Source organism: Paenibacillus sp. sgz302164, from assembly GCF_056120505.1.
Window position 1 is genome coordinate 1 of sequence record NZ_JBVYOL010000006.1, and the last position, 24612, is coordinate 24612.

22 protein-coding genes are annotated in these 24612 nt (G+C 54.9%); 12 read left to right on the forward strand and 10 right to left on the reverse strand.

What is annotated here, in order from left to right; genetic code table 11:
- Positions 1-138 precede the first annotated feature (138 nt).
- Complete coding sequence (locus AC0LWT_RS11275; protein ID WP_474681347.1) at positions 139-630, forward strand: cysteine dioxygenase; 492 nt, start codon at positions 139-141, stop codon at positions 628-630.
- A gap of 262 nt (positions 631-892) precedes the next feature.
- On the opposite strand, the gene AC0LWT_RS11280 is transcribed toward AC0LWT_RS11275, so the two are convergent.
- The 3 genes from AC0LWT_RS11280 to AC0LWT_RS11290 all read right to left on the reverse strand — a co-directional run bounded on the left by AC0LWT_RS11280 (position 893) and on the right by AC0LWT_RS11290 (position 4107).
- On the reverse strand, positions 893-2275 hold the full coding sequence (locus tag AC0LWT_RS11280) for a glycine--tRNA ligase (protein ID WP_474681348.1): 1383 nt from the start codon (positions 2273-2275) through the stop codon (positions 893-895).
- Positions 2276-2717: 442 nt separating this feature from the next.
- Positions 2718-3518, reverse strand: a complete 801-nt coding sequence (locus AC0LWT_RS11285) for a carbon-nitrogen family hydrolase (protein WP_474681349.1) — start codon at positions 3516-3518, stop codon at positions 2718-2720.
- Positions 3519-3579: 61 nt separating this feature from the next.
- Positions 3580-4107 (reverse strand): DUF1572 family protein, encoded by a 528-nt coding sequence (locus AC0LWT_RS11290; protein ID WP_474681350.1) that lies wholly within the window; start codon positions 4105-4107, stop codon positions 3580-3582.
- A gap of 169 nt (positions 4108-4276) precedes the next feature.
- Here AC0LWT_RS11290 and AC0LWT_RS11295 point away from each other — a divergent pair, with 169 nt between their 5' ends.
- The 8 genes from AC0LWT_RS11295 to mtnB all read left to right on the forward strand — a co-directional run bounded on the left by AC0LWT_RS11295 (position 4277) and on the right by mtnB (position 13553).
- Positions 4277-5479 carry a pyridoxal phosphate-dependent aminotransferase gene (locus AC0LWT_RS11295; RefSeq protein ID WP_474681351.1) on the forward strand — a complete coding sequence of 401 codons (1203 nt, stop codon included), beginning with the start codon at positions 4277-4279 and terminating at the stop codon, positions 5477-5479.
- Between the two features lie 423 nt (positions 5480-5902).
- Positions 5903-7003 carry a glutamate 5-kinase gene (proB, locus tag AC0LWT_RS11300; protein WP_474681674.1) on the forward strand — a complete coding sequence of 367 codons (1101 nt, stop codon included), beginning with the start codon at positions 5903-5905 and terminating at the stop codon, positions 7001-7003.
- Positions 7004-7028: 25 nt separating this feature from the next.
- Positions 7029-8765, forward strand: coding sequence for a proline--tRNA ligase (locus tag AC0LWT_RS11305; RefSeq protein WP_474681352.1), 1737 nt, complete (start codon positions 7029-7031; stop codon positions 8763-8765).
- On the forward strand, positions 8758-10005 hold the full coding sequence (locus AC0LWT_RS11310) for a glutamate-5-semialdehyde dehydrogenase (protein ID WP_474681353.1): 1248 nt from the start codon (positions 8758-8760) through the stop codon (positions 10003-10005). Before AC0LWT_RS11305 ends, AC0LWT_RS11310 begins: the two co-directional genes overlap by 8 nt.
- A gap of 86 nt (positions 10006-10091) precedes the next feature.
- Positions 10092-10958, forward strand: coding sequence for a pyrroline-5-carboxylate reductase (gene proC / locus AC0LWT_RS11315; protein ID WP_474681354.1), 867 nt, complete (start codon positions 10092-10094; stop codon positions 10956-10958).
- Between the two features lie 29 nt (positions 10959-10987).
- A complete protein-coding gene (locus tag AC0LWT_RS11320; RefSeq protein WP_474681355.1) occupies positions 10988-12256 on the forward strand; it encodes a 2,3-diketo-5-methylthiopentyl-1-phosphate enolase in 1269 nt (422 codons plus the stop codon).
- The gene (locus tag AC0LWT_RS11325) at positions 12253-12915 is read left to right on the forward strand and encodes a 2-hydroxy-3-keto-5-methylthiopentenyl-1-phosphate phosphatase (protein WP_474681356.1); all 663 of its coding nucleotides are present in this window, start codon (positions 12253-12255) and stop codon (positions 12913-12915) included. The genes AC0LWT_RS11320 and AC0LWT_RS11325 overlap by 4 nt, the downstream gene beginning before the upstream one ends.
- Positions 12912-13553, forward strand: coding sequence for a methylthioribulose 1-phosphate dehydratase (mtnB, locus tag AC0LWT_RS11330; RefSeq protein ID WP_474681357.1), 642 nt, complete (start codon positions 12912-12914; stop codon positions 13551-13553). The genes AC0LWT_RS11325 and mtnB overlap by 4 nt, the downstream gene beginning before the upstream one ends.
- Positions 13554-14354: 801 nt before the next feature.
- Here the strand turns inward: mtnB and AC0LWT_RS11335 are convergent.
- From AC0LWT_RS11335 to AC0LWT_RS11365, 7 genes are all read right to left on the reverse strand, one after another.
- Positions 14355-15035, reverse strand: coding sequence for a DnaD domain protein (locus AC0LWT_RS11335; protein ID WP_474681358.1), 681 nt, complete (start codon positions 15033-15035; stop codon positions 14355-14357).
- Positions 15036-15268: 233 nt separating this feature from the next.
- On the reverse strand, positions 15269-16471 hold the full coding sequence (locus tag AC0LWT_RS11340) for an acetate/propionate family kinase (protein ID WP_474681359.1): 1203 nt from the start codon (positions 16469-16471) through the stop codon (positions 15269-15271).
- Positions 16468-17340: a 3-hydroxyacyl-CoA dehydrogenase family protein gene (locus tag AC0LWT_RS11345; RefSeq protein ID WP_474681360.1), complete on the reverse strand. Its 873-nt coding sequence runs from the start codon at positions 17338-17340 to the stop codon at positions 16468-16470. Before AC0LWT_RS11345 ends, AC0LWT_RS11340 begins: the two co-directional genes overlap by 4 nt.
- Positions 17341-17534: 194 nt before the next feature.
- A complete protein-coding gene (locus AC0LWT_RS11350) occupies positions 17535-19037 on the reverse strand; it encodes an AAA family ATPase (protein WP_474681361.1) in 1503 nt (500 codons plus the stop codon).
- Positions 19030-19563, reverse strand: coding sequence for a hypothetical protein (locus AC0LWT_RS11355; RefSeq protein ID WP_474681362.1), 534 nt, complete (start codon positions 19561-19563; stop codon positions 19030-19032). Before AC0LWT_RS11355 ends, AC0LWT_RS11350 begins: the two co-directional genes overlap by 8 nt.
- A 122-nt stretch (positions 19564-19685) precedes the next feature.
- A complete protein-coding gene (locus AC0LWT_RS11360) occupies positions 19686-20174 on the reverse strand; it encodes a cell wall elongation regulator TseB-like domain-containing protein (RefSeq protein ID WP_474681363.1) in 489 nt (162 codons plus the stop codon).
- A gap of 40 nt (positions 20175-20214) precedes the next feature.
- Positions 20215-21510, reverse strand: coding sequence for an amidohydrolase (locus AC0LWT_RS11365; RefSeq protein ID WP_474681364.1), 1296 nt, complete (start codon positions 21508-21510; stop codon positions 20215-20217).
- 232 nt (positions 21511-21742) lie between these two features.
- Here AC0LWT_RS11365 and AC0LWT_RS11370 point away from each other — a divergent pair, with 232 nt between their 5' ends.
- From AC0LWT_RS11370 to AC0LWT_RS11380, 3 genes are all read left to right on the forward strand, one after another.
- Entirely contained in the window at positions 21743-22369 is a 627-nt protein-coding gene (locus tag AC0LWT_RS11370) for a DUF47 domain-containing protein (protein WP_474681365.1), read from the forward strand.
- A gap of 22 nt (positions 22370-22391) precedes the next feature.
- Positions 22392-23390, forward strand: a complete 999-nt coding sequence (locus AC0LWT_RS11375; protein ID WP_474681366.1) for an inorganic phosphate transporter — start codon at positions 22392-22394, stop codon at positions 23388-23390.
- A gap of 831 nt (positions 23391-24221) precedes the next feature.
- Positions 24222-24596, forward strand: a complete 375-nt coding sequence (locus AC0LWT_RS11380) for a hypothetical protein (protein WP_474681367.1) — start codon at positions 24222-24224, stop codon at positions 24594-24596.
- The last annotated feature ends 16 nt before the right edge of the window (positions 24597-24612 follow it).

Here is a 24612-nt window from a genome sequence, read left to right on the forward strand (position 1 = left end):
GGAGCAAGGTCGCAACTCGAGTCAAAAGGGAGTCGATTGGCAGTTTACTACCTCTGACGCCCGGATCAAATTAAAACGTCTTTATCCACAATTTAAAGACTGATGCTGTACTAGTCTATTTCTTAGGAGGAAGGCAAGATGAAATTGATTCAAACAATTGAGCAGGTATTCTGCAAATTGCAGCAGCCCGACAGGGAAGAACTGACAGCGGCATTGCAATCGCTGAATCATCTGCTGCATACAGTTCCCGATTACAAATCGGAGCCGGTGCAGCTTCCTTACGGGCGGAACCCGATTTACGGCACAAGCGAGCTGGAAGTGGTCGTGATCCATATTCCCGGCCACAAGGCTACCGCGATTCACGACCATGGCGAATCTGTAGGCGCCGCTTACTTGGCTGCGGGAGAGCTTTTGAACACAAGCTTCGCCCTGGAGCAGGGGCGTTTTCCGATCGCACGGTCTGAGGATCGTATCCGCGAAGGGCAGTTTTTCACAGCTCCTGCGGGACAGATTCATCAATTATCCAATCCGAGCCGCGAGCCCGCCGTCTCCTTGCACGTGTACTCCCCGCCGCTGTGGCAGACGAAACGCTACGCGCCTTTCTGCGACATACTAGACTTCGTCATTTAAAAACAAAACTCCCCTGCCTCGCGTCAATTGGCGCGGTGCAGGGGAGTAGTCGCTGTACACGGGAGTAGTCGTGGTACAGCGGAGTTGTCGCGGTACAGCAGAGTTGTCACGGTATACGGAAGTCGTCACGGTATACGGAAGTCGTCACGGTACACGGAAGTCGTCACGGTACACGGAAGTCGTCACGGTATACGGAAGTCGTCACAGTACACGGGGGACGTCGCGGTACACAGGAGTTGTCACGGTACAACCGAGCCGGCAATTAAAATTGCAGTTTGCTTTCGATGAACGCTTTCAGCTCGCTGATCGGCATCCGCGTCTGCTCCATTGTGTCGCGGTCGCGTACGGTTACTTGGCCGTCGGTTTCGGACTCGAAGTCGTAGGTGATGCAGAACGGCGTGCCGATTTCGTCGTGACGACGGTATCTTTTGCCGATTGAGCCGGCATCGTCGTAATCGACCATGAAATGTTTCGCGAGATCGGCGAAAATTTGCTGCGCGCCTTCAGCGAGCTTTTTCGACAGCGGGAATATCGCCGCTTTGATCGGCGCCAGCGCCGGATGAAAATGCAGCACAGTGCGGCTGTCGTCGCCCTCAAGCTGCTGCTCCTCGAACGCGTCGATCAGCAGCGCCAGCGTGACGCGGTCAGCGCCGAGCGACGGCTCGATGCAGTACGGGATGTAGCGCTCGTTCGTTTCCTGATCGATATAGTTGAAATCTTCGCCGGAATGCTCCATGTGCTGTTTCAGGTCGAAATCCGTACGGTCGGCGATGCCCCAAAGCTCGCCCCAGCCGAACGGGAATTTGTACTCGATATCCGTCGTTGCGTTGCTGTAGTGCGACAGCTCGTCGTCGGAGTGGTCGCGCAGGCGGAGATTGTCCGCTTTGGCGCCCAGAGACAGCAGCCAGTTATGGCAGAAGCTTCTCCAGTATTCGAACCATTTCATGTCTTCGCCGGGCTTGCAGAAAAACTCGAGCTCCATCTGCTCGAACTCGCGGGTACGGAAAGTGAAGTTGCCCGGCGTAATCTCGTTGCGGAAGCTTTTGCCGATTTGGCCGATGCCGAACGGAAGCTTTTTGCGCATGGTGCGCTGTACGTTTTTGAAGTTGACAAAAATGCCTTGCGCAGTTTCCGGACGCAGATAGACGACATTGGCGCTGGACTCCGTCACGCCTTGGAACGTTTTGAACATCAGGTTGAACTGGCGGATGTCCGTAAAATCTTTGCTGCCGCAGTCCGGGCAGGCGATATCGTGCTCTTTGATCAGCTTTTCCATCTCGGCGAAGGACAAGCCGTCGACGATCATTTCGATATTTTTTTCAGCCAGCTTGCCTTCGATCAATTTGTCGGCCCGGTGGCGCGCCTTGCACTGTTTGCAGTCGATCATCGGATCGTTGAAATTGCCCACGTGGCCCGACGCGACCCATGCTTGCGGGTTCATCAAAATAGCGGCGTCCAGTCCGACGTTGTACGGCGATTCCTGAATAAATTTTTTCCACCATGCACGTTTGATGTTGTTTTTCAACTCTACGCCCAGCGGACCGTAGTCCCAAGTGTTGGCCAGACCGCCATATACCTCCGAACCGGGAAATACGAAACCTCTGTGTTTGGCTAACGCCACAACTTGCTCCATCGTTACGCTCATTGCTCCAATTCTCTCCTTCATCAGTCCAAAAATAAAAATCGGCTTTCCGGCGACGCCATGGACGTCCGGGCAAAAGAAAAAGCCCGTCATCCAAAGGCATCAAACAATGCCTAGGGACGAGAGCCTTACGCACCCGCGGTTCCACCCTAGTTGATACGCCCTGAATAGATTGAAGCCGGCGCATCCCCTTTATCCAAATGACTCCGGATTGCCTTTTCCTTGATCTTCTGTCTGGGCTTCCACCATCCCCAGCTCGCTGAACACGAAGTTGTTCAAGTACTATTGATCCATCATTGCCATAACTTTCATGAAATTACTTCTAGTCTACAAAAAATGGCGAAAAAAATCAAATACCGTGATGCCGGCGGTGTCCGTGGTGTTGTCGGACGAACAGCCGGTCGGAAGCCACGTTCGGACATCCCGCCAATGGCCCAAGGAGCCGCTAATAGAGCTGCGGACGGCGGTCTTCAAAAATCGGGATCTTCTTCCGCACGCGCTCCACTTCGCTCAAATCGATCGATGCCCGCAGGATCGCTTCGTTTTCATCGCCTTCGACAAGCACTTCTCCCCATGGATCAATGACCATCGAATGGCCGAAAAAGCTCGTCGTGACGCTGACGCCAACACGGTTACAGGAAACAACGTACATCTGGTTCTCGATGGCTCTGGCCATGAGCAGCGTACGCCAATGGTGCAGCCGCGGATGCGGCCATTCGGCCGGCACGAACAGTACTTGCGCACCGTCCAGCGCCAGCTTGCGCGAAAGCTCCGGAAAGCGGATGTCATAGCAGATCATCGCGCCCGCCGGCACGCCCTCAAGCTCGAACCGGCCAACGGAATCGCCGCTGTGCAAATATTTTTCCTCGTCCATCAGACGGAAAAGATGAATTTTGGAATATTCCCCCATATCTTCACCCTGACGGTCGAAAGCGTAAATCGTGTTGTACACGTTGTCCCCGCGCTTGTCCGCAACGGAGCCCCCGACGATGTTGACCCGGTTCGCTTTGGCGAATCCGCTGAGCAGAGCTTTCGTGCGCGCTCCGTCCCGGTCGGCCAGCTCGTGAATTTGGTCGAGCGCGTAGCCCGTATTCCACATTTCCGGAAAAACGATCACGTCAGGCTTGATTTCCGCGGATACCGCATCGTTCAGAAGCTTTTCCAGACGGGCGTAATTAGCTTCCGGCTCGCCGATCGCGATATCCATTTGCAGCAGTGCAATTTGCAAGGTACGGTTGTCCTGCATACTGATTAAAGTCCCCTCTCCTGTACTTTTGTATCTATATTAGACGAAGAAGGCGCGTTCTTCAATGCGGTTTGAAAGCTTTGGACTGTCCTCTCCCAATGCTGAGCGTCGTCCAGCCGCCGCCGGCCCAATGCTTGGCGAGAAACACCATTTGCCCGACGTGATACCCGTAATGGGAAACCTGACGCTGTATGGCTTGCAGCACCGAGTGCGCTTCCCCGCGAATGGTAATCGTGCGCAGCACATCGTCCGGAGTTAAAGCCCTCAGCGCCTGAAAAAGCGCCGCCCAGCCTTCCTCCCACAGCTTAAGCAGGCCGCTCCGATCAAGCTGTCCGCTCTCGAACTCGGCGTCCCGGTTCCGCGTCCCCTTTTCCCCGTCCGTCGTCAAAAAATCCGTCCAGCGGGACAGCATATTGCCATGCATATGCTTGATCAAAATTTCCAGCGAATTGGACTCCGGGTCCGGCGTCATGTAAAAATGTTCGTCTTCGAGCTGTGCCATCGCTTTGTCGGCAAGCTTTTTCATGCTTTCAAACGTGCGGATCGTTTCGCGCAAAAATACTTCTGACACCTGATTGGACGGATTCATAGCGCCTCAACGCCTTTCGCCATAGATTTAATTTAACTTTAGAGCAACCGTGCGGCGAAGTAAATTCCAACTTTTTAATCGGGATGATAACAATAGCTTTCATCGAAAGGACAATCGTGTTACATTAAAAGTATCCTATAAATCCCGACCTCCGGAGTGTGAATTAACGATGTCCAATTTTTCGCAAGCTCAAGCGTCGTTCACTATACAACCTGCCGAGCGCATGCTCGGTCTGCCGACGCAATTTTTTGCGACGCTCGTCCGCAAGGCGAACGAGCAAATCGCCCAGGGCCACGATGTCATCAACCTCGGCCAAGGCAATCCCGATCGTCCGACCCCGCCCCACATCGTCGCATCGATGCAGGAAGCGGCGGCCAACCCGCTGTATCATAAATATCCGCCGTTCAGCGGATTTCCGTTTTTGAAGGAAGCGGTCGCGCAGCGCTACAAAGAAGACCACGGGGTCGTTCTCGACCCTGAGACCGAAGTCGCCATTTTGTTCGGCGGCAAAACCGGGCTGATCGAAATCAGCCAATGCCTGCTTAATCCGGGCGACGTATGCCTTGTGCCAGACCCGGGCTACCCCGACTACTGGTCCGGGGTCGCGCTTGCCGGAGGCGAGATGGCGTTCATGCCGCTGAAGGAGGACAACAACTTCCTGCCGGATTACACGCAGCTCAAGGCGTCCGACCTAAACCGCGCCAAGCTGATGTTCGTCAACTATCCGAACAATCCGACCGGCGCTACCGCTCCGGCATCCTTTTACAGGGAGACAGTCGAATTCGCCCAAAAACACGGCATCGTCGTGGCGAGCGATTTTGCTTACGGCGCCATCGGCTTCGACGGCCAGCAGCCGGTCAGCTTCCTGCAGACGCCGGGAGCCAAGGAAGTCGGCGTTGAATTTTACACGTTGTCCAAAACGTACAACATGGCCGGCTGGCGCGTAGGCTTCGCGCTCGGCAACCGGGAAATCATCCGCTTGATCAACCTGATGCAGGACCACTATTACTGCTCGCTGTTCGGCGGCATCCAGGCCGCGGCTGCAACGGCGCTCACCGCTTCGCAGGAATGCGTCACACAGCTCCGGGACGTGTACGAAAGCCGGCGCAACGCGCTTTTCCGCGCGCTCGGCGCCATCGGCTGGAACGCCCGCCCTTCGCAGGGCTCGTTCTTCTCCTGGCTGCCGGTGCCGAAAGGCCACACCTCGGCCAGCCTTGCGGACCTGCTGCTGCAGGAAGCCAAGGTCGTCGTAGCCCCGGGCATCGGCTTCGGCACGCACGGCGAAGGCTATGTGCGCCTCGGGCTGCTGTCGACGGAAGCCCGGCTGGAAGAAGCTGTACAGCGGATCGGCAAGCTGAATTTGTTTGGCTAGGAGTCCGGCGGGCGGAGCTGTTTTGGTGCGTCGTCCGCCAGGGCCGCTTCATAAAATCTTCAGACATACAATCCTTTACAAACGATTGTACAGCGTGCTATCCTATAAAGAAAATTAGCGGTGGCATCATCGCTTCCGACATATCCAACGTTATGATGGGAATAGTAGAAAACGCGCGACGCGACGCAGAGAGCAGGCTCCACCGGCTGAGAGAGCTTGCCGCATTCCGGTTTTCGAACCCGCCCCTGAACGGTCAACGATGAGTTGAACAGTCCCCTTCCTGTTACGAGGGATTCCAGAGTTGGGCGCGCCATGCGCCAATCTAAGGTGGTACCGCGGAAGCCGCAGACTTTCGTCCTTATTGTTATGAGGGCGGAAGTCTTTTTGCATTTTATGTATATCGAACCAAAGGATGGGATCTCTATGACACAGCGAATCGTCGTCAAAATCGGCAGCAGTTCATTAACTTCCGATACGGGCGGCTTAAATCCGGATAAAATTCGTTTCTTCGCCGCCGAGCTGGCCCGCTTGCAGCAGGACGGCTTTCAGGTGCTGCTCGTTACGTCGGGCGCTGTAGCCGCGGGCTTCACGGCACTCGGCTACAGCACGCGGCCGAAGGCGCTGCATGAGAAGCAGGCCGCGGCCGCTGTCGGCCAGGCGCTGCTTATGCAGTCGTACCATGAAGCGTTTGCGGCCTACGGCATCAGCGTGGCGCAAATTTTGCTGACCCGGTACGACTTCTCCAACAGGAAGCGCGTGCAGAACGCGCTGATGACGATCGACGAGCTGCTGCAGCGCGGCGTCGTGCCGATCATCAACGAGAACGACACGGTCTCGGTGGATGAGCTCAAATTCGGCGACAACGACAAGTTGTCGGCGCTCGTCGCCAATCTGGTGCGGGCCGGCCGATTGATCATCATTACCGATACGGACGGCTTGTATACGGACGACCCGCGCAAAAACGCGAACGCGCAGCGCATTGAGCGCGTCGATCAAATCAGCGATGAGCTGTACCGCATCGCCGGAGGCTCGGGGAGCGCCGTAGGCACCGGCGGCATGCGCTCCAAGGTCGAGGCCGCCCGCATCGCGATGCTAGGGGGCGTGCCCGTGTTCGTAGGGCGTGTACTCGAGCCCTACGATCTGCCCCTTGCCGTCGAAGGACGGGGCAAGGGCACTTACTTCGACACGTCGCTGGATAACTTGCCGGTCAAAAAGCAGTGGGTCGGCTTCCTCTCGCTGCCCCAAGGCACAATCACCGTCGACGACGGGGCGATGAACGCCCTGATCTCCGGCGGCAAAAGCCTGCTCCCTGCCGGCATCACGGCCGCCAGCGGCGAGTTTCACCCCGGCGACGTCGTCGAAGTGATCGCCGCCGACGGGACGCCGCTCGGCCGCGGCGTCGTCAACTACGCCGCCTGGCAGGTGCAGGCCGCCGCGGGCTTATCGACCGACGAGGTGCAAAGGCGCGTCGAGGTCGCACGAATCGAAGTCATCCACCGGGATGAGTGGGTGCCGCTGCAGTAAAAAAAGAAAGGAGCCGGTCTTACGTATGAGACAGCAGCTTTTGTTCAACCGCACGCTGCGCGATACGCCTGCGGATGCGGAAACGGCCGGCCATCGGCTTATGCTTCGCGCAGGTCTGATCCGGCAGCTTTCCAGCGGCATTTATTCGCACTTGCCGCTGGGCTTGAGGGCGCTGCATAAGATTCAAGCCATCGTCCGCAAAGAGCTGGATGCTGCAGGCGCACAGGAAATGCTGATGCCCGCCCTGCATCCTGCCGAATTATGGAAAGAATCGGGCCGCTGGGACTTGTACGGTCCTGAGCTGATGCGGCTCGAAGACCGCAACGGGCGTTCTTTTGCCTTAGGCGCTACGCATGAAGAAGTCATTACCGCTCTAGTCCGGGACGACATACAAACTTACAAAAAATTGCCGGTGCTCTTATACCAGTTCCAAACGAAGTTCCGGGATGAGCGCAGACCCCGCTTCGGCCTGCTCCGGGGCAGGGAGTTTCTGATGAAGGACGCCTATTCCTTCGACCGGACGCCGGACGGACTTGACAAAAGCTACCTGAGCATGTACGACGCTTACGTCCGTATTTTCACCGGATGCGGGCTGCAGTTCCGCGCTGTCGAAGCCGATTCCGGAGCGATCGGCGGCACGGATACGCACGAATTTATGGCACTGGCCGAAATCGGCGAGGATACGATTGTTCACTGCGCCAACTGCGGATATGCCGCCAATCTTGAAAAAGCCGCCGCTCTGCAATCGGCACAGCCGGCGGCAGGCCTTAGCGGGAAGCCCGCTTCCCCGCATGCCCCCGAACCGGTCTATACGCCCGGGATCACGGCCATCGCGCAGCTTTGCGAACATCTTGGCGTTGAAGCTCGGCAGATCATTAAATCCATCGCCCTCAAGGCGGACGGGGAACCGATTGTCGTGCTGCTGCGCGGTGATGACGAGCTGAATGAAATCAAGCTTAAAACGCAGCTCGGCACGGATAGCATTGAAATGCTGTCCGAAGCGGAGATCGAAAATGAGCTTCGTTCTCACGCCGGCTTTATCGGCCCTCTAGGCCTTCCGGACATCCGTCTGCTGGCCGACGAATCGCTCCGGGGTATAACGGACGCCATCGCCGGCGCCAATCGCAAAGATTATCATGTCCGGCATATATGTCCGGAACGCGATTTGCCAGTTCTGAGCTACGCCGACCTGCGGTTGGTTAAAGAGCACGATTTGTGCGTACGCTGCAAAAGCGGACTTTCATTTATGAAAGGCATCGAGGTCGGCCACATTTTCAAATTGGGCACCAAATACAGCGCTCTTATGGGAGCCGTTTTTACAGACGAAAGCGGAGACGATTATCCGATGATTATGGGGTGCTACGGAATCGGCGTCTCGCGGCTGCTGGCGGCGATTGTCGAGCAGCACCACGACGAGCGGGGCATTGTGTGGCCCGCAGCGGTCGCCCCGTTTGCCGTCCATCTCGTAACGGTCAATCCCCTGGACGAAGTACAGATGAACGTATCGGAAGCACTGTACCGGGCTTTATCGGCGGCAGGTATCGACACGCTGTGGGACGACCGCGAGGAGCGCCCGGGCGTCAAGTTCAACGATGCCGATCTGCTCGGGATGCCGATGCGGATTACAGTCGGCAAAAAAGCCGCCGAAGGCATCGTGGAATGCAAAGAGCGCCGGAGCGGCGCGCAGTACGAATGGGAGGCAGCGAGCCTGCTCCCCCGTTTGCAAACTTTTTTCAAACAGGAGGTTTTTACGCATGAGTGAAGTTGTAGCCAAATCCAGACTTGCCAAGCAAGCCGCCCAAACGATGGCCAATTTGACCACCGAGCAAAAAAACGCGGCACTGCTGCTTATGGCCGATGCCCTTGTAACCGAGCAGCAGGCGATTATCGAAGCGAACGCCAAAGATTTGCAGCGCGGCCGGGAATCCGGCACCAGCGCCTCCCTGCTCGACCGTCTTGCACTGAATGAACAGCGCATTGCCGGGATTGCCGAAGGACTGCGCCAAATCGCGGAGCTGCCTGACCCGATCGGCGATACGCTGGAAACGTTCGACCGCCCGAACGGCCTGCGCATTCACAAAATCCGCGTCCCGCTCGGAGTGATCGGGATTGTGTACGAAGCGCGCCCCAACGTGACGGTGGATGCGGCGGGCCTGTGCCTCAAAACCGGCAACGCAGTCGTGCTGCGCGGCGGCTCCTCCGCTCTTTTTTCCAACGAAAAAATCGTTGAGGTGCTGCACGGCGCTTTAAGCCGTTCGGCGATACCGGTCGATGCGCTCCAGCTCATTTTGAGCTCCGATCGTTCCTCGGTCGACGAGATGCTGAAATTGAACGGCCTGATCGATGTGCTCATCCCGCGGGGAGGCCATTCCCTCATTCAAAATGTAGTCAAGAACGCTTCCGTTCCCGTCATTGAAACCGGAGCGGGCGTATGTCATACTTTTATAGACGAAAGTGCCGATCTCGCGATGGCCATTCCCATTGTGATCAATGCCAAAGCCCAACGTCCGTCGGTGTGCAATTCCATGGAAACGATGATTGTGCACGAGGCTTTCGCCTCCCGCCATTTGAACGCGCTGGCCGAAGCTTTCCGGGAGGCAGGCGTGGAGCTGCGGGGCGACGAGCGCGCACATTCGATCGTGCCGTCGATGAAAGAAGCCGTCGAAGAGGACTGGGGAACGGAGTACGGCGACTACATTCTTAACGTGAAAATTGTGCAAAACATGGACGAAGCGCTCGTTCATATTCAAAAATACGGCACCATGCATTCCGAATGCATCATTACGGAACATGCGGCGAACGCCCAACGGTTTTTGCAGGAAGTGGACGCTGCGGCCGTGTATCATAACGCGTCAACGCGCTTTACCGACGGCTTCGAGTTCGGCTTTGGCGCAGAGATCGGCATCAGCACGCAAAAGCTGCACGCACGCGGACCTATGGGACTGCCTGCTCTGACATCGACCAAGTTCCGTATTTATGGAAACGGACAAATCCGGGAATAATCGGCAAACGCGGGTTGTCTCATAAAGGCAGCCTGGCTGCACGGCCAGCACTTGCACAGCCAGCTACTTAAGGAGGAAATACGATTATGACATCTGCCTTGTATCAATCCCGGATCGCCTTTGTCGGCGCCGGCTCGATGGCGGAAGCGATTTTTCGCGGGCTTACCCGGCAAAAAGTCGCCGATCCGCAAAACATTTATGTAATGAACCGTTCCGATCAGGCAAAATTGGAGCGGATTCGCAGCCAATACGGCGTGCAGGTTACTTCCGACCCGTTAACCCGCGAATCCTACATCCGCGAAGCCGATATCGTCGTGCTTTGCATGAAGCCCAAGGACGTGGAGACGGCTTTTATGGAGCTGCAGCCTCTGCTGAATGAACGGCAAATGCTTGTCTCGGTCATTGCCGGGCTTTCCATCGCCAAGACGGAAGCTTTACTGCAAACCGCCATGCCGATCGTCCGCACGATGCCCAACACTTCCAGCACGATCGGCATGGGCGTTACCGGCATGAGCTTCTCCGGCAGCGTAAGCGACCCGCTCCAGCGGCTGGCGATCGAAATGTTTGAATCCATCGGCATCGTGAGTGTCGTCGAGGAGTCGAGGATGGAGATCGTCACCGGCGTATCCGGCAGCGGTCCCGCTTACGTATACTACTTCATGGAGGCTATGACCAAAGCCGGGATTGAAGGCGGGCTCTCCGGCGAGGAAGCGCTGCGGCTGACGCTGCAAACCGTACTCGGGGCAGCGCGCATGGTGCAGCATACCGGGGAAGATCCGGCCGAGCTGCGCCGCAAAGTCACTTCGCCGAACGGCTCGACGCAGGCGGCCATCGAGGCGCTGGATCGCCATCAATTCAGCGAAGGCATCGTACGCGCCGTATTCCGCTCGGCTGAGCGGACCAAAGAGATGGGCGAGCTAATCGCCGCTCCCACCGGCACCAAATCGGTGTAACATTTTATTAAAGCAGGTGAACGATCACTATGAGCACATATTGTTTAGCAACTTACCGGTGCTTCGACGAGAAAGCCGACTTTCATAAAAAAGCGACCGGCATCGCCGTCGGCCTGACGGTCGGCAGCTGGACCGAGCTGCCCGAAGCGCAAAAAGCGCAAATGGAAAAGCATCTGGGTAAAGTCGTGTCGGTGCAGGTGTACGAGCCTTCCGCCGGCAGCGCATCGTCCGAACGGTACGCCGACATTCAGATTGCTTATCCGGACGTCAATTACAGCCGGGACATTCCGGCTCTGCTCGTAACGGTGTTCGGCAAGCTGTCGATGGACGGCAAAATCAAGCTGATCGACCTTTCCTTCTCCCCCGGCTTTCTCTCCGGCTTTGCCGGCCCGAAATTCGGCATGGAAGGCGTCCGCAATTTGCTCGGCGTGCACGACCGGCCGCTGCTTATGAGCATTTTCAAATCCGTTGTCGGCTACGAGCTTCCGGCTCTCCGCGAGCAGTTTTATTTGCAAGCGGCCGGCGGCGTCGATTTGATCAAGGATGACGAAATTTTGTTTGAGAACCCGCTCACTCCGCTGGAAAAACGCATTGAGGTTTGCCTCGAAGCGGCTGCCCAGGCTTCCAAAGAAACGGGGCAAAAGCTGCTCTATGCCGTCAACTTGACCGGCCCTACGCTGGAACTGGCCAACCAGGCGAAAAAAGCGATTCGCGCAGGCGCCAACGCGCTTTTGTTCAACGTGCTCGCCTACGGCTTCGACGTGCTGCACGCGCTGAGCTCGGACCCCGAGATCAATATCCCGATCATGGCCCACCCGGCGATGGCCGGAGCTTTGTATCCGTCGCCTCACTACGGCATCTCCGCTTCCCTCCTGCTGGGCAAGCTGCTGCGGATCGCCGGGGCGGACCTGGTCCTGTTCCCTTCCCCCTACGGCTCCGTCGTCATGCCGCGGGAAGAGAACCTGGCCATCAAGCACGTGCTGCTGACTCGCGACCTCGGCCGGGATTACATGTATGGTCAAGCGGCTGAGCCCGAGCCACAGCTTGCTCCCAGCTTCCCTGTGCCGTCCGCAGGCATTCATCCCGGGCTGGTGCCGCTCATTTTGCGTGATTTCGGCACCGATGTAGTCGTCAACGCGGGCGGCGGCATCCACGGGCATCCGATGGGCGCCATTGCCGGCGGACAAGCTTTCCGGCAGGCGATCGACGCCACCCTGCAAAGCATTTCGCTTCGCGATTATGCCCTTTCGCATCCGGAGCTGCAAGCCGCCATCGACGTTTGGGGGATCAGAGAATGAGCAAAGAACGCATCGTCTTTTGCGACTTTGACGGAACGATTACAGTTAACGACAACATTATAGCGATCATGAAGCATTTCAAGCCGGAGGGCTGGGAAGACTGGGTCGGCAAAATCATCGACCGGAAGGTATCCATCAAGGAAGGCGTCGGCGCCATGTTCGCGCTCCTTCCGACCGCCCGCAAAGTGGAAATCGTCGATTATGCGATTCATAACGCCGTCATCCGCGACGGCTTTCGCGAGTTCGTGGATTACTGCAAAGCGCAGGGCATTACGCTGCTCGTGACTAGCGGTGGCATCGATTTCTTCATATACCCGCTGCTGAAGCCTTTTCCGATACCGGCAGAGCATATATACTGCAACGCCAGCTCGTTTGAGGGCGACACTATCGAAATTTTGTGGCCCCATGCCTGTGACGAGCATTGCACCGGAGGCTGCGGCATGTGCAAAACGAGCATCATCCGGGCGTACGATCCTGAGCGCTACGAGCGGATTTTGATCGGCGACAGCGTTACGGATTTTGCGGGTGCGCAGCTGGCGGATACGATTTTTGCCAGATCTCACCTGATCGATTTATGCCGGGAGCGCAACTACCCGTATGATCCGTTTGAAACGTTTTTTGATATTATCGAAAAGTTGGAGGCGAAACCGGAAGCATGAGCATTCGTTTGGAAGACAAGCAGCGCGCATTTGCGGAGCTGAGCGGCATCAAGGCGGGATTGGCCGCAAAAGGCTGGTTCCCCGCTACAAGCGGCAACCTGTCGATCCGCGTCGGGGAATTTAACCCCGAGGCGTTCGCTTTCGCCGTTACGGCGAGCGGGAAGGACAAATCCGTATCCACGCCGGAAGATTTTTTGCTCGTCAACGAAAAAGGACAGCCTATCGAGACGACAAGCCTGAAGCCGTCCGCAGAAACGTTGATCCATTGCGAGATTTACCGTTTGACCGGCGCAGGCGCTGTTTTTCATGTGCATACCGTATTCAACAACCTGGTCTCCGAACTTTACGGTGAGCGCGGCCGCATTCCCGTCGACAGCGTCGAGCTGATCAAAGGCTTTAACATTTGGGAAGAAAACGCCCGCATCGAAATTCCCGTCCTGCCCAACTACGCCGAAATCCCGCGTATCGCCGAGCTGGTCGAAGGCGCGATCGTGCCGCGCATTCCCGGCATCGTGCTGCGCAACCACGGCATTTACGCATGGGGCGCCAACGCTTTTGAAGCGAAACGCCACCTGGAAGCGTTCGAATTTTTGTTCGAATATGTATACCGCTGGAATCTGCTGCAAAAGGGCGTGTAGGCAGGACCGCTGCTACGCAAAGATGAGACTGTCCCAAGCGTTCGTATCGTACGGGAACAGCCCAAAAATCGAGCAAAAGGACCTCAACTTCCACTGCCAAGTGGAGTATGAGGTCCTTTCTTTAGGTGAAATTTCAACCGCTTCAAGCGAAAAACCTGCATTTGTCAAACTATTGCAAATTTGCACTGCTAGAGCCAACTGCACATCTGACTCGTGACACGGGAGAAATGCCAGAGTGTCGCGAAAGCCGCGACACTTTGGCAGGGCAGCCGGAAGGGGTGGCCGACCGGCCGCCTGTCATGTAACGCATCCCCGCGCGCTGGGAGCTGCGCGCGGTTTGAGCCCAGCCATATGTGAAAATGGCTCGGCAAACTAAAAAGCCTGCGAAAGTGCAGGCTTTTTCCTGTCTTGAGGCCCATTTTGAGGAAAAGCCTGCAATTGTGCAGGAATTTCCCATAAAAATGGGCCTAAGCCCATGCAGCCGCTGAAAAGCCTGCACATTTGCAGGAATTTCCCATAAAAATGGGCCTGAGCCCGTGCAGCCGCTGAAAAGCCTGCACATTTGCAGGAATTTTTCGCTACTGGCGTATCCGCTAGCAAAAACCTGCACTTTTGCAGGCTTTTCTCCGCGTTGTCAAGTAGATGTGCTTTCCTCTGCATGCGAGTTCTCAACAGCCTGCAATTTCGCTGGTTTTGCGGGCTGCCTAGCCTGGGGTCGACCGACCGCAGGCATGCAACGAAACCACCGCGCGCTGGGAACTGCGCGCGGCGCCCGCTGCTCTTTACGGCTCCGCACCGCGCTTATCGGGACTGCCGATACCGCTGGGCGTATTCTTTCGCCTGCTCGACTGTCGCTACGCGGTTGCGGCTCCATTCCAGCAGGATCCGGTCGATGTAGCGAAAATATACTTTGCCGGCAAACACGGCTTCTTTCAAGGCGGTTAAAATCAGCTCATTCGGATACTGGTCCTTGTCCAGCCACCCGCTGATCGTCTCCAGTTCCATCGGCGTAAGCGGCCGGGCGAATTCGTTTTCGAACGTCGTATAAATGTCTTTGGCCTGCGAGTCGGCCTGGATCGGGCTCCGTACGGCGGCAAAAGCGGCTGTCTGCTGTTCGATCACGAAAGCGGCCAATTTTTGATAAAGCGGCGTTATGTTGTAGCGCTCGCATCTTTTGCCGGTTTCCGGCTCGACATCCTCGTCGATGGCGATGAACTGCTCGCCGAGCAGTTTTTGCAGACTGGCGATCACTTGATCCGGAGCCGCCGACATGCGGGCTTGAATTTCCTCGATCGTCGGAAAGTCGTTGCGCTCTTTTTCCAAAAATGCCATTAGTTGGATCAGTGTCATCACTTCGGTTTCATTTAGCCGAAGACTGCGGTAATGTTTCAGCAGCAGGGACGGAATTGCCACGCTGCCTTCTTGAATACCGATCTGAAAAACCGCTTCAAGCTGCCTGCGGTGAGCTTCATTTCGATTCATTTTTCATCTGTACCCCCTCTTTATGCCGATAAACGAACATCGGTTACGGGTACAGGCGGTACATGCCGCCGCCCAAACGGTTCACGTTCAACCGCCGGCTGCGTATCGTTGCGGTATCGCCGAGATGGCGTTCCCATTCATTGATCCTGCATTTCACGAAATGTCGTACCTCCTACCTCTTGTCCAACGTTCATACGAACCTTTTTCTATTGTACACCATTTTCGGCCAACAATCAGTTCGTTTGAACAAGTGCGTAGGTATCCCGGGCAATGACCAATTCCTCGTTCGTCGGAATGACCAATACCTCGACTCTGGAGCCGTCTTTCGTAATTCGGCGCTCCGTCCCTCTGCCTGATCTGTTGCGCTCGTCGTCGAGCTCCACGCCAAGGAAGGAGAGCTTGTCGCAAACCGTTTTGCGCAGCAGCTCGGAGTTCTCTCCGACGCCCGCGGTAAAAACAATCGCATCGATGCCGTTCATCGCCGCGGCGTAGGCGCCGATGTATTTGCGAATCCGATACTCATACATCTCGAAAGCCAGCGCGGCGTTCCTGTCGCCAGCCTCCATCGCTTCCACAACCTCCCGCATGTCGCTGCTGATGCCGGAGATCGCCTGCAGGCCGCTGTGCTTGTTCAGCATGGAGCTGATCTCGCCCAGCGTCAAATCCTCCTTGCCCATCGCGTAAGGCACGATGGCCGGGTCCAGATCGCCGCTGCGCGTGCCCATCATCAGACCTTCGAGCGGGGTCATCCCCATGCTCGTATCGACCGACCGGCCGCCCACGACGGCCGTACAGCTGCATCCGTTGCCGATGTGGCACGTCACGATTTTCAGCTGCTCCAGCGGGCGGCCGAGCAAGGCGGCGGCGCGCTCGCTGACGTATTTGTGGCTCGTACCGTGGAAGCCGTAGCGGCGCACCTTATGCTTCCGGTACAGCGCCATCGGCACCGGGTACAAGTATGCCGCCGCCGGCATCGTTTGATGGAAGGCGGTATCGAATACGACGGCCTGCGGCACGCCTTCCATGTTCGCCTCCACCGCCGCGATGCCGAGCATGTGCGCCGGATTGTGCAGCGGCGCAAGATCGAACAGGCGGCGGATTTCCCGCTTCACTTCGTCATCGACGATGACGGAGTTTTTGAAGCTTTCGCCGCCGTGCACGACACGGTGGCCGACGGCGTCGATCTGTTCGATCGACTCCAGCACGCCGTGCTGCTTATGTACGAGCATGTCCAGCACTTTGCGGATCGCCGTCGTATGTTCCAAAATCTCGCTGACCTCATTGACATCCGCTTTGCCCTCCGGCTCATGGGTCAAGATCGCGGTTTCCATGCCGATGCGCTCCACTTTGCCTTTGGCCAGCACATGTTCGTCGGTCATATTGAAAAGCTGATACTTCAAGGATGAGCTGCCTGCATTAATAACGAGTATGTTCACAGCCGGTCACCGTCCTTATCGTAGCGGAAAAATCCTTCTCCGGTCTTCACGCCGAGATGGCCGGCGCGCACCATTTGCTTGAGCAGAAAAGACGGCCGGTATTTAATATCCCCGTAATCGCGGAACATAACTTCAAGCGCCGCCTGTACGGAGTCAAGACCGAAGCGGTCGCACATCTCCAAAGGACCGTAGCGGAAATCGTAGCCGATGCGCATCGCCGTATCGATGTCCTCCGCAGAGGCCACACCCTCGGACAGCGTATGCAGCGCTTCGTTGATCAGCGTACAAATCAGCCTTGTCGTAATAAATCCTGGCGACTCGTTCACTTTGATGCTCTTTTTTTGAATCAGCTCGTCGACGAACGCTCTTGTATTTTCGTATGTCTCATCCGACGTTTTCATCGCTCTGATAATTTCTACCAAATTGATTTTAGCTACCGGATGCAAAAAGTGCAGGCCGATAATCCGTCCCGGGCTCGTCGTAACGGCAGCAATTTCGGTCACGCTCAGTGTCGACGTGTTGCTGGCCAAAATGACATGCGGCGGACAAATTTGATTCAATTGGAAAAACACGTGCTTTTTCGCGTTCAAATCTTCCGTAATCGTTTCGATAACCATATCACAAGCGGCCATTTCCTCTATGGACTCCGCTCTCTTGATTTTTGCCAGTATGAGCTTCTTCTCCGCCTCGGTAAGCGCCCATCGTTCTATTTGTTTGTCCAGACTGACCGTAATCATCCGCATCGCATTGTCCAGTTTGTCTGCAGTTTTTTCTGCGAGCAACACTTCCAGACCGCGAGCAGCCAACATTTCGGCAATTCCTTGCCCCATCGTTCCTCCGCCGACAACACCGATCGTTTTGAATGCCATATGTTTCTCCTGTCCGCCCCAAGTTCGGCTTTATCTATATGATTCTCAATGAGTTCTCACTCTTCATCATACACCGTTTACAAACTTATTGCATTAGTATACACAAAACATTCATGATGCTTCCGAATATTGGACACACTTTTGCAAAAAAGAAAAAACCGCCGACCCAATAGTCAGCGGCCGCCGGTTGTAAATTATGCGGTTTGTCCGATGTGCGCCCGGATCAACTGCCGGAACTTGTCGCCGGAAATCACTTCTTCTTCCATCAGCACATCGAACGATTGGTCGAACACGTCCCGGTATTGCTCCAGAACTTGCTTCGTACGCAGCATCAGATCGTCCAGAATGGCGCTGTTTTCTTTCATCAGCTCTTCCTTGGTAACCATATTGCGGTCGATAATCCCAAGCGAAGTCAAGCCCGAATCCATCATATTGCGGACCATCGAAAGCGCCTGTTCAAAATCGTTGCGCGAGCCGGTGCTGCGCCCGCCATAAATGATTTCTTCGGCAGCCGCGCCGCCCAGCGCGATCATGATCTGCTCTTCGATGTAATCCTTCGTGTACAAATACTGGTCCTTCGGCGGATTATGGCGCACATAACCGAGCGCTTTTCCCCGCGGACTTACGGTCACTTGCGACACGGAACCGGGGCGGACGATTTCGGCTGCAATAGCATGGCCGAGCTCGTGATACGCAACGCGTTCCTTTTCGTCTTGGGCGGTTTCTCTATCCGTTCTTTCGCCCATCATCACTTTGTCGATCGCGGAAGCCAGATGCTGCTGCTCGATCGCTTCCTTGTCCTCCCTAAGCGCGTAGATCGCCGCTTCATTCAGCACGCTTTCCAGCTGCGCTCCCGAAAACCCGAAAGTTTGCTCGGCAATTTTGTCGAGCGATACGTGTTCGGCCATAGGCTTGTTTTTCTTATGGATGTGCAGGATGGACAAACGGCCTTTCTTGTCCGGCAAATCGACATCGATATGACGGTCGAACCTGCCCGGGCGCAGCAGCGCGCTGTCCAGCATTTCCTTGCGGTTCGTCGCCGCCATAATGAGAATTTTCGGCGCATCGTTCGTATGAATGCCGTCCATCTCGGTAAGCAGCTGGTTCAGCGTCTGATCGTACTCCCGATGCTGGCCGCCGTCCCTTTTGCCGCCGATGACGTCGATTTCGTCGATAAAGATGATCGCGCTGTCCTTGCCTTCCTTGGCGGCACGCGCTCTCGCCTCTTTAAACAGGTCACGGACGCGGCTTGCGCCGACGCCGACGTACATCTCGACGAACTCGCTTCCCGACGCTGCAAGGTACACGGAGTTCGTATAATGAGCCGCCGCTTTGGCCATCAGCGTTTTCCCGGTGCCCGGAGGCCCGGTAAGCAGAATGCCTTTCAGCGGCCGAATGCCGAGCTTCTGAATCTGATCGTGCTTGATGAGAAAATCAAGAGCCTCCATCAGCTCGCGCTTGGCCCGGTCCTGACCGCCGATTTCGTCGAAGGTCAAATAAGAGGGCGTGCGGTTTTTGCTTTTGCGTTCGCCGCCGGCCGTCAGCCCTAAGCCGCCGCGGCTGCGAATCATCAAATATAAGGAGATGCCAAGTACGCCTGCAAACAACACGGGAACAATGTTAACCCCGATAAATACGAGAAAAATCAGCAGAACCGGAACGAATCCGATACAAATCTCTTTGCCCAATTTACTCATTCGGCCACACTCCTATCTTTCCCGGAGTCCGTGGGAGCATCACGAATTTACTGGAATCGCCGTCCGTCAAACGAACGTATACGTAATGTTCGTCCATTTCCGTATCGACCTTCAAATTCGCAAGCTGACCCGCGTAGCTTTGCAATGTTTTCGGAACATCGGCATAATGCTTCGTTTCCATCGCCTGGGCGACGTCAAACAAAGCTTTCGACCACCAAGTATCGAGTTCCGCAGAAGTTTTGGACTGCAGATTATAATGAACCGTCCGTTTGCCGATGATCGACGATCCTTCCTTCGAAATGCGGTTCACGATCGTGCGCAAATCGGCATCGGGCTTCAAAGTTAAAGTAATATTTACCTGATCGCTGTCCAATTGTATCGCAGAGCTTTCCACTCCGGTCGTTGCGGTCACAATGTCGGATAACGGATTTTCCATAGCCAGACTATTATATGCAAACCAACCACCGAACAATACTGTGGAAGATACGATGACGCTTATGACAACAGGTAAGAGACGCAGCTTCATCAGACAACGTCCCCCTTTCTATAGTCTATTTTGTTTTGTTTACCAGCTCGCTATACGAAGAGTATATCATAAGCGATATACTTATTCCTTATACAAAGTGTGGAAAGAAAAAAAAGCCCAGCCTATTGCAGGCTGAGCCGGTACGTATCGACAAAAGTTCCGTCTTTAAAAGCGTAATAATCGTAAAAATAGCGTTCTCCATTCGCATCCTGCTTTTTGTAAAACACTTCCCACACGTACTGCGCGCCCAGTTTGCCCGGTAAAATGCGCAGCACGTCGATGGCGCTATCTTTTTTAAGCATCTTTTCGCGCACTTGCTCTTCCGTAAAAGCTTCTGCGGCCATCTCCGTATGAACTTCCTTGTCCGAGATCCAGACGATGACGGGCTGGCCGATTTTGTCTTCGCCCCGAACGATTTGGAACGGCTCGTCACCGTAAAAAGCTTCCACTTTTGTCGCTTTGGTCAAAATGGTTTTCTCATAAGCGGTTTCCACAGCTTGGCTGTTCGCATCCCAGTGCGTGTTCTGCACGTTGAGATAAAAACGGCTGATAACAACAACAAGCGTCAAAACGATAAACGCGCCGAACATCACGATTCTTTTCCAGCTCACTTATGCCGCTCCCCTTTCTGCAGCCGCCCGGGAACGGACGTTACCCGATCAGCTTTTCAAAACGAAGCTCGAATTCGCGCTTGATCTTTTCTTCGTCCAAAGTCAGGCATTCGCCGCCGCGGACGATCCATTTGCCGTCTACGCACACATCGACAACGTCTTTGGCGGATGCGGAATAAACAATATGAGACACGAAATCCGTCTTGGGCAAAAAATGCGGCTGATCGATATCCAGCGCGATGAAATCGGCCTTCATACCGGGCGCAAGCTGTCCTACCCGGTCCAACCAAATGGATTCGGCACCCATCCGGGTTCCGAGCTGAAGCGCCTCGGCGGCAGGCACCGCGAGCGGATCGCCGGAAACGCCTTTATGAATCAAGGCGGCGAGCCTCATTTCCTCAAACATATCCAAATTGTTGTTGGAAGCCGCGCCGTCCGTCCCCAGGGACACCTTCACACCTGCGCGAAGCAGTTCAGGCACTCTGGCAACGCCGCTGGCCAGCTTCAAATTGCTTCCCGGATTATGGGAAATCCGCACATCGTACTTTTTCACGATTTCGATTTCTTCATCGGTCAGATGCACCCCGTGGGCGACGAGCGTCGGCCGGCTGAATACGCCGAGCTTTTCCAGGTGGGCGACAGGACGCAGCCCGTACTGCTCCACGTTGGCCTGAACTTCCCGATTCGTTTCCGACATATGCGTATGTATAGGAAGATCCAAATCATGCGCTGCCTGCACGATACGCTCAATGTAATCCGGCGGGCATGTATAAGGCGCATGCGGAGACATCATCGTCGTAATTCTGCCGTCGGCTTTGCCGTGCCAGCTTTTTGCAAACTCGGTCGCCTCTTTCAGCTTCGCATCCTGAACTTCCGGCGGGCACAGACCGATGACGCCCCGCGTCAGGCAGCCGCGCATCCCCGATTGCTCGACGGCTTGCGCAACCTCGTTCATATGGTCGTACATATCGACGAAAGTTGTGGTGCCGCCTTTGATCATCTCAACGACGGACAGCAAAGTGCCCCATTTTACATCCTGCGAAGAAAATTTGGCTTCCATCGGCCACATTTTCTCCTCCAGCCAAATTTGCAAAGCCAAATCGTCGCCGTATCCGCGAAGCAACGACATCGCCGCATGGCCGTGAGTGTTCACCAGACCCGGCATGTACAGCTTGTTTGTGCCGTCTATCACTTCATCGTACTGCTCTCCGGCAGGGGGCGCCTGTTCGCCCAAATAAGCAATGCGGCCGTCTTCGATAACCATCCATCCTTTGACAACAGGTCTGGACGAATCCGCCGTTACAAATATTCCGTTGCGTATGCACATTTTTTTCATAGGTAAAGGTTCCTCTCCCGGCATTCTTCTAACGAACACCGCTTTTTCCAATGTACAACTTCGCACCCGTAAAATCAAGAAAACCGGCAAATGCAAAATCCAAGTTATTTAGCATTGCTTTCCGTATAAATGTTATGATATTTTTAACTTCGTGAGTTTTCAACAAATTGGTCTGTTTTGTAGCAAAAATCGATCAAAATTTTGTACATATAGAAAATATTGGGAGGGTTTTATGACAACGTTATTTACTAGAAAAGGGGACGTCGATTTTCTCCAGCTTCTCATCGGGTCTGCCGAGAATGCCTTGGAAACCGCTCAAATGTTCCGTACGGCGATGATGGGTGAGAAACCGCCCGTCGATTATGTAAAAGCCATCCACGACCTGGAGCATAAAGGCGATTCGATCACGCATGAGATTTTCAAAGGACTGAACAAAGTGTTCATCACTCCTCTGGACCGCGAAGACATCATGGAGCTCGCCTCCAAAATCGACGATGTCACGGACGGCATTGAAGCCACGATCGCCCGCTTCGACTACCTCGGCATTTCGCATACCGATCAATTTATGAGAGACTTTTCCGCGGTTATCGTCGATTCCTGCCAACATATGCTGGATGCGTTCAAACTACTCGCCAAGAAAAAGTACATGCAAATTACGGAGCACACGGTTGCCATCAATAGCCTGGAAAACGACGGAGACCGGCTGATGCGCGAAGGCATACGGCAAATTTTTCTCGCCAAAAAAGATATTTATGAAGATTTCAAGCTCAAAGAAGTGTATGAAAGACTGGAAGAAACAACGGACGCGTGCGAAGATGTGGCCAACATTCTGGAGAGTGTCGTTCTTCGGTACTCTTGAGGAAACGGATTAGGAGGAAAACATGTTAACCTATCTAATCGTTATCGTGGCGCTCGCACTTTTGTTTGACTTCATCAACGGATTTCACGATACGGCGAATGCAATTGCAACATCCATCTCTACAAGAGCGTTAAACCCCCGGGTCGCCGTTGTTATGGCTGCGGTACTGAACTTTGTCGGAGCGATCGTCTCTTCCGAAGTCGCCAAAACAGTCGGGGGCAAAATCGCCAACCCGGCCAAAATCGACCACGGCGTTGAAATTGTAATCGCGGCGCTTATAGCCGCCATTATCTGGAACCTTGTGACCTGGTATTTCGGCATTCCTTCCTCCTCCTCGCATACGCTGCTCGGCTCCCTGGCCGGTGCGGTAATTGCCGGAGCAGGCATGAGCTCCGTGAACTGGGGCGGTTTCACCGAAATTATCATCATCCTCATTTTATCGCCGATCATTGCTTTTGCAGCGGGCTTTGTGATCATGATCCTGATTAAGTACATCATCCTTTGGTCGGGCAACACTTCGCGTTCCAAGCTGAACCGGATGTTCCGTTCTTTGCAGGTACTGTCAGCCGCGCTGCTGTCCTACTCCCACGGCGGCAACGACGCGCAGAAGGCGATGGGCATCATCGTGTTCGGGCTTGTTGCAGCGGGTTATCAAACGGATCTGGATGTGCCTTTGTGGGTAAAAATCGCCGCGGCTACAGCCATGGGCCTCGGAACGTCCATCGGCGGCTGGCGCATCATCAAAACGATCAGCCGCAAAATTATTAAAATCGAGCCGATCAACGGCTTCGCCTCCGATTTGACATCGTCGATCATTATACAAGCATCCACCCATATGGGGATGCCTCTGTCAACGACGCACGTCATTTCATCGTCCATTATCGGAACGGGAAGCGTCCTGCGCTTCCATGAAGTCCAATGGGCAACCGTCGGCAAAATGATCATGACCTGGGTCATTACCATCCCGATCAGCATCGTCTTGTCTTACTCGATTTACTTCGTGTTGTTTAAGTTGTTTTAGATGAAAAACCCGGGCCGCTATGGCTCGGTTTTTTTGTTGTTTTTGCAAAGCGCGGCGGGGCGCTGCAATGCGGCTGTGGAGCGAGCCGCTTGTGCGCTGCATGCTCTGTGGAGCGAGCAGCATACGCGCTGCTTGCGCTGTTGAGCGAGCAGCATACGCGCTGCTTGCGCTGTTGAGCGAGCGCTTGCGCGCTGCTTGCTCTGTGGAGCGAGCGCTTGAACGCTGTATACGGCTGTGGAGTGAGGCGCTTGTGCGCTGCTTGCGCTCTGGAACGTGCGCTTGTGCGCTGCTTGCGTTGTTTTACGAGCCGCTTGTTAACGCTCTGCGATAGCCGCTCTCAGCGTCGAATTGAATGGCTACAGTACGTTAGATGTGCGCACAAGATCGCGTATTTGTTTGTTGACCTTCGCAATCAGGAGCGGTTTTAAAACCGAACTTTCACCGGTTTCCGCTTCTTTTTGCCGTCCGCCCAAAGACGGCACTTCGCGCCAATGAAACGAATTGGCTCGACAGCCGGAAAAAACTACAAAACTCCCATGACGCCGTAGACGTTACCCCCACAGAATGAAAACAATCGTCTACTGAAACAATTTCAAGCTTTAAAAGCGTAAAAGTTGGAAACGAGTACATTATTTTCGTTAAAATATAGGCTGCTGAGAAAACATACATTGGAGAGACGCATCATATTACGGGTAGAAAACCAGACTGTTGATAAAGTAACGGGGTAGAGGAACCAAAAGGGGCACAATCACTCTTCAGTAACCTACGGCTCTCTCCTGTACGGGTTACGGCGTTGGAACAAGCAGCCTGGCACAGAAAAAACCTGCGAAAGTGCAGGCTTTTTCAGCAGAAATGGTTCATTTCGGCAAAAAGCCTGCGATTGTGCAGGAATTTTCGCTAAAAACGATTCTCAGCCCATGTTCGCGGCGAAAAGCCTGCACATTTGCAGGAATTTTTCGTATCCAGCGCATCAGCGAGCAAAAAACTGTACTTTTGCAGGTTTTCTCCACGTTGCTAAGCAAATGTACTGCCTGCTGCCATGCGAGTTTTTCGCCGATCCAGCTTCCGGAGGCTTCTGCAGGGTTTTGTTTCTCTTCTGCAGTTTTCTGCGGGTTCCTGCAGGTTTCCGCGAGTTTCCACTGGTTCGTTTCTCCTCTGCAGGTTTCTGCAGCTTTCCCCTGCGTCCTGCTGCAAGTTTCCGCATAGCGCGAGCCCTTAGGGC